The organism is Frateuria sp., assembly GCF_013362045.1.
In the GTDB taxonomy this organism is placed as follows: Bacteria; Pseudomonadota; Gammaproteobacteria; order Xanthomonadales; family Rhodanobacteraceae; genus Frateuria_A.
Genome location: NZ_JABFWW010000029.1, coordinates 1 through 5,736, shown reverse-complemented (window position 1 = coordinate 5,736; position 5,736 = coordinate 1). Strand labels below are relative to the sequence as shown.

The window sequence follows — 5,736 nt, the reverse complement described above, 5'->3', positions numbered from 1 at the left end:
AGCCGCCTACGCGCCGCCGCCCGCAAACGCCGCGGTGGGCGCGACGCCGGTGTCGGACGAGGACATCAGCGGCTTCCTCGGCGGCGGCATGAACCCGCTGGTACAGGCGGCCAGCCCGCTGCTGCTGCTGGCGGTGCAGGTGCGCCACAGCGCGACGGCGCCGGACTCCGCGCGCCTGCGCGACCAGGCCACCACCCAGGTGCGCCGCTTCGAGAGCCGCGCGCAGGCGGCCAACCTGCCGCAGCAGACCGTGCTGGCGGCGCGCTACGTGCTGTGCACGCTGCTGGACGAGTCGGTGCTCAACGCGCCCTGGGGCGAGCACAGCGGCTGGGCGCAGAAGACCCTGCTGGTGGCCTTCCACAGCGAGTCCTACGGCGGCGCCAAGTTCTTCCAGATCCTCGAGCGGCTGTGCGCGGATTTCTCCAAGCACGTCGACCTGATCGAGCTGATGTACATCTGCCTGGCGCTAGGCTTCGGTGGCCGCTACCAGATCGAGGCGGGCGGGCGCGCCAAGCTCGCCGACATCCAGGAAGACCTGTACCGGCGCATCAGGGAACAGCGCGCGCCGGCCGCGCAGGAGCTGGCGCCGCACTGGCGCGGCGTGGAGGACCGGCGCAACCCGCTGGTGCGCTACGTGCCGCTGTGGGTGATCGCCACCGCCGCCGCCTGCGTGCTGCTGGGCGCGTTCCTGTTCTTCTATACCCGGCTCAACGACGCCTCTGCGCCGGTCAACGCGCAACTGGCGAAGATCGGGCTGGAGGGCGCCACGCCGCCGGACACGTCCCATCGCCCGCCGCCGGCGCGCAAGAGCCTCAAGCAACTGCTCGCGCCGGAGGAATCAGCCGGGCTGCTCAGCATCGACGAACAACCCGACGGCCAGGCGTTGCTGCGCCTTTCCGGCAACGCCATGTTCGCCTCCGGCGGCGTCGAAGTGAACGATCGCCAGCTGCCGCTGCTGCACAAGATCACCGCTGCGCTCAACCAGGTGCCCGGCCGCGTGATCGTGGTCGGCCACACCGACGACCAGCCGATCCATTCGCTCAAGTTCAAGGACAACTTCGCGCTGTCGGCGGCGCGCGCGCAGTCGGTCAAGCAGATCCTCACTCAGGGCCTGGACAACCCGGGCCGGATCGAATCGACCGGCGCCGGCGCCTCGCAGCCGATCGCGCTGCCGCCGGACCTGCCGGACAACCGCACGCGCAACCGCCGCGTGGAAATCAAGTTCATCCCGGAGGCCTGACGCCGTGGCGAAGTTGCTGAGCCTTTTGAAGTCCGCCTGGTTCGTCACGCTGGTCGGCATCGCATTGCTGTCGGTGCTGGTGTGGCTGGGCGGCCCCTACCTCGGCATCGGGGATGCGCAGCCGCTGGCCAGCCCGGTCGCGCGGCTGCTGCTGATCATGCTGATCGTGCTGGCCTGGGGCGCCTGGCTGCAGGTGCAGCAGCTGCGCGCGCGCGGCAAGGCGAACAGGATGTCCGGCGAGCTGGCCGGGCAGGGCGCCGCCGCGCCGGCGCAAAACGGCGATGGGCGTGGCGATGACCGCGGCGAGGCCGAGCGGTCGCAGCTGCAGGGCCGCTTCCAGGAAGCGGTGGAGATGCTGCGCAAGCACCGCCGCGGCAACCTCTACGCGCTGCCCTGGTACGTGGTGATCGGGCCGCCGGGTTCGGGCAAGAGCACGCTGCTGCAAAACTCGGGCCTCAATTTCCCGTTGTCCGAGCGCTTCGGCAAGGAGGCGCTGCGCGGCATCGGCGGCACGCGCAACTGCGACTGGTGGTTCACCGACGAGGCGGTGTTCCTCGACACCGCCGGCCGCTACACCACGCAGGATTCCGATCGCGCCGCCGACTCCACCGCCTGGGGCGAATTCCTCAAGCTGCTGCGCCGCTACCGCAAGCGCCGCCCGATCAACGGCGTGATCGTGGCGATGAGCCTGTCCGACCTGATGGTGCTGGACGAGGCCGGGCGGCAGGAGCACGCGCGCGCGATCCGCCGCCGCCTGGACGAACTGTCCGAGCATCTGAAGATCGGCGTGCCGGTGTACCTGGTGCTCACCAAGTGCGATCTGGTGGCCGGCTTCGGCGAGTTCTTCGACGACTTGAACCCCGAACTGCGCAGCCAGGTCTGGGGCGTCTCCTTCCCGCTCAACAAGACCATGGAGGGCAGCGCCGCCAAGGCCTTCGCCGACGAATACCGGCTGCTGCTGGACCGCCTCAACACGCGCACGCTCGACCGCCTGCACGCCGAGCGCGACCGCGGCCGCCGCGCGGCTGTGCTGTCCTTCCCGCAGCAGCTGGCCGCGCTGGGCGAGACCGCGCGGCAGTTCGTCGAGGGGGTGTTCGCTGCTCACGCCTACGGCATGCCGCCGTTGCTGCGCGGCGTCTACTTCACCTCCGGCACGCAGGAGGGCACGCCGATCGATCGCATGATGGGGGCGGTGGCACGCACCTTCGGGCTGGAGGCCGCGCGCGTGCATGCGCCCGGCGCGCAGCGGCGCACCTTCTTCGTCGAGCGGCTGCTCAGGGAGGTGCTGTTCCGCGAGTCGGGCTTGGCCGGCACCAACCCGACCATCGAACGGCGCAAGGTGGCCGTGCAGCTGGCCACCTATGCAGGCATGGCGTTGCTGACGGTGCTGCTGTGTTTCGGGTTCGCCACCAGCTATGCGCACAACCGCACCTACCTGGGTCAGGTGCAGGACGCGCTGAAGGGCTATCCCGCCGGCGTGGATCTCCCCGCCAGTGCGACGCCGAAGGAATACTTCGCCAAGGTGCTCGATCGGCTCGAGGCGCTGTCGGCGCTCGAGCAGGCGGCCACGCCCGCCGGTGGCACTCCGCTCTCCATGCGGCTGGGCCTCTACCAGGGCAAGGCGGTGGGCAAGGACCTGCACGCGGCCTACCTGCGCGAACTCAATGCGTTGCTGTTGCCGGGCGTCGGCGCGCAGTTCCGCGGCGGCCTGGCCGCCAGCGCATCGGATCCGCAGGCGCTGTACTACTACCTCAAGGGCTACCTGATGCTGGGCGAGCCCAGGCATCTGGATGCCGGCGAGCTGGCCGCGCTGGCCAACCTGGAATGGCGCAAGGTGTTCCCCGACGAGCCGGTGCTGCAGCAGGCACTGGCCAAGCACTTCCAGGCGCTGGTGGACGAACCGGGCCAACTGCGTGCGCTGACGCTGGACGCCTCGCTGGTGGAACAGGCGCGCAACACGCTGCGCACGGCCGATCTCTCCACGCTGGTCTACGGCAGCATGAAGCTTTCGGCCGAGAACGCCGGCAAGCCGTTGCAGCTGGACAAGGAACTGGGCCTGCTCGGCAACGTGTTCCGGCGCAGGAGCGGCCAGCCGCTGTCCGAACCGCTGCCGGCGCTCTACACCCAGCCGGTGTTCGCCATCGAGGCGGACAAGGGCGTGGCCGAGGCGGTCAAGCAGTTCGCCCAGGACGACTGGGTGTTCGGCGCCGACCCGATCGACGCGATCGCGCAGGCACGGCTCGCGCGCCAGGTGCTGGCGCTCTACGAGACCGACTACATCAAGGCCTGGGACGAGCTGCTGGCCGACCTGCAGCTGCAGCCGATCGCCAGCATCCAGGACGCCAGCACGATCGCCGCGAAACTGTCCGGTCCCAGCTCGCCGCTCAAGTCGCTGCTCAAGCTGGTGGGTGCCAACACCAGCGACATGCTGCGCGCACCCACGCCCGATGCAGGCGACAAGGCGCTGGACGCGGCCAAGGACGCGGCGGCCAAGAAGGCCACGCAGAACGCGCTGGGCCGCGCGCTCGCCAAGGTCGGCGGCGGCGCGGGCGCCGGTGCCGACGAGGCGCCGCCCGGCAGCGCCATCAGCGCGCACTTCGACACCCTCGACAAGCTGAGCGCCGGTGCGCCGGGCGCGGCGCCGAGCGACCAGACGCTCGCGGCGCTCGACCAGCTCAGCAAGACGCTGCTGACCATGACCGACTTCAGCGACGCGGCCGGCCAGCCCAATCCGCAGTTGCTGATGGCGCAGCAGGCCGCCGCGCAGCTGCCGCCGCCGGTGTCCGGGTGGGTCGCCTCGTTGACTGGCAAAAGCCAAGCCTTGGTGGCGAGCGGCACCAAGGGCGCGCTGGGCGAACAGTTCCAGCAGGCGGCGGCGCAGGACTGCGCCGCCTTCACCCAGGGGCGCTATCCGTTCTCGCCCGACAGCCGCAACGACATCCCGGTGCAGAACTTCGCCGAGCTGTTCGGTTACGGCGGCCGCTACGACGGCTTCTTCAAGCAGACGCTGGCCAAGCTGGTGGACACCAGCGGGCGAAACTGGCAGTGGAAGAGCGGACCGGGCGCGGTGAGCGGCTCGGCGGCGATGCTGGCGCAGATGCAGCTGGCCGACAGCATCAAGCAGATGTACTTCAGGAGCGGCAGCCCCGTGCCCGAAGTCGGCTTCACCCTGCTGGCGCCGGTACTGGCTCCGGGCATCGGCCATTTCGCCATCGCCATCGACGGCCAGACCTTCGACTACAAGCCCGGCGGCAGCACCAGCATGGCGATGAAGTGGCCGGGGCCGACGCCGGGGCAGGTCAAGGTTTCCGCCTGGGACGCCGCGGGCAACCTGCTCAGCAGCTACGACTACCAGGGTGACTGGGCCTTCTTCCACGCGCTGCAGGCGGCGCACCTGTCCCGCCAGTCCGACCTGCGCTACCAGGCGCGCTTCGACTTCGGCGGCCAGGCGGTGCAGCTGGTGGTACAGGCCTCCAACCTGAAGAATCCGTTCCTCAACACGCAGGTGCAACGCTTCAGGTGCGGGAGCTGACCATGGCCGGTCCGACAGGGGGGATCGGAACGGCCACCGTCGGCTTCTTCGGCAAGCTGCCGGGGGCGGGCGACTTCGTGCAGCGGCGGCTGCCCGCCGGCTTCGTGGAGCGCTGGGACCGCCACTTCGAGCAGGCGGTGTACGCCAGCCGAGAGGCCCTGGGCGAAGGCTGGGCGCAGGCCTACCGGGCCAGTCCTGCCTGGCGCTTCGTGCTGGCGCCGCAGGCGTGCGGCGAGAGCGCCTGGGCCGGCGTGTTCGGGCCGGCCGAGGACCGCGTGGGCCGCAGCTTCCCCATGGTGCTGGCCGCGCCGGTCGAGGCGTCGCAGATCGAGCCCTTGCTGCGCGAAGGCGCGGGCTGGTTCGATGCGCTGGCGCACGCGCATGCGCAAGGCCAGCGCGGTGCGCCGATGGATGCGGAGCGCTACGACGCGCTGGCCGCCGCCTTGCCCGCGCCCGGCGCACCGGCGCCGATGTCCGGCGATCCGTTTGTGGGTGTGGATTTCAGGTGCGCCTGCCATTGGCGCCTGCCGTTGCCCGCGCGGGCGGTCGACGCGGCGGCGCGGGCGGCGTTGTGGCTGCGATTGATGGGCGAGGGCGGTCCCTGGTGCCTGTGGTGGAGCGAAGGCGCCGGCCGCGTGCCGCCGGGCGTCCTGGCCACCCGCGGGCTGCCCGCGCCGGAGGCCTACGCGGGCTTCCTCGATGCCTCCTCCGCCACGGCATGGGAAACGCCTGCGGGCGCCGCATCGGCGGTCGGGGAATCCATCCCTGTCATTGCCGCCATGGTCGAGCCAATGCCGATGCCTGCATCGACGCCGGTTTCCGTGCTGCCGACGGACGGGTTCGATGATGATGCGACCCTGCCGGGGCACATGCGGGTCAACGGTTCGGTCTCGTCCGCGCTCGCTTCCGCGCAGGCCCCGCCGGCGGGGCCCCCGGTGCAGGCTTCGCCTGGCGCGCCCGGGGT

The 5,736-nt window shown here is 70.9% G+C and carries 3 protein-coding genes; all 3 read left to right on the top strand.

Annotation, left to right across the window (positions count from 1 at the left end):
* Positions 1-34: 34 nt before the first annotated feature.
* Positions 35-1,240 (top strand): type IVB secretion system protein IcmH/DotU, encoded by a 1,206-nt coding sequence (gene icmH / locus HOQ08_RS01530; RefSeq protein WP_291190546.1) that lies wholly within the window; start codon positions 35-37, stop codon positions 1,238-1,240.
* A gap of 4 nt (positions 1,241-1,244) precedes the next feature.
* Complete coding sequence (tssM, locus tag HOQ08_RS01525) at positions 1,245-4,772, top strand: type VI secretion system membrane subunit TssM (RefSeq protein ID WP_291190543.1); 3,528 nt, start codon at positions 1,245-1,247, stop codon at positions 4,770-4,772.
* A 2-nt stretch (positions 4,773-4,774) separates the two neighbouring features.
* The coding region (gene tagF / locus HOQ08_RS01520; protein ID WP_291190540.1) for a type VI secretion system-associated protein TagF at positions 4,775-5,736 on the top strand (962 nt) is incomplete at its 3' end.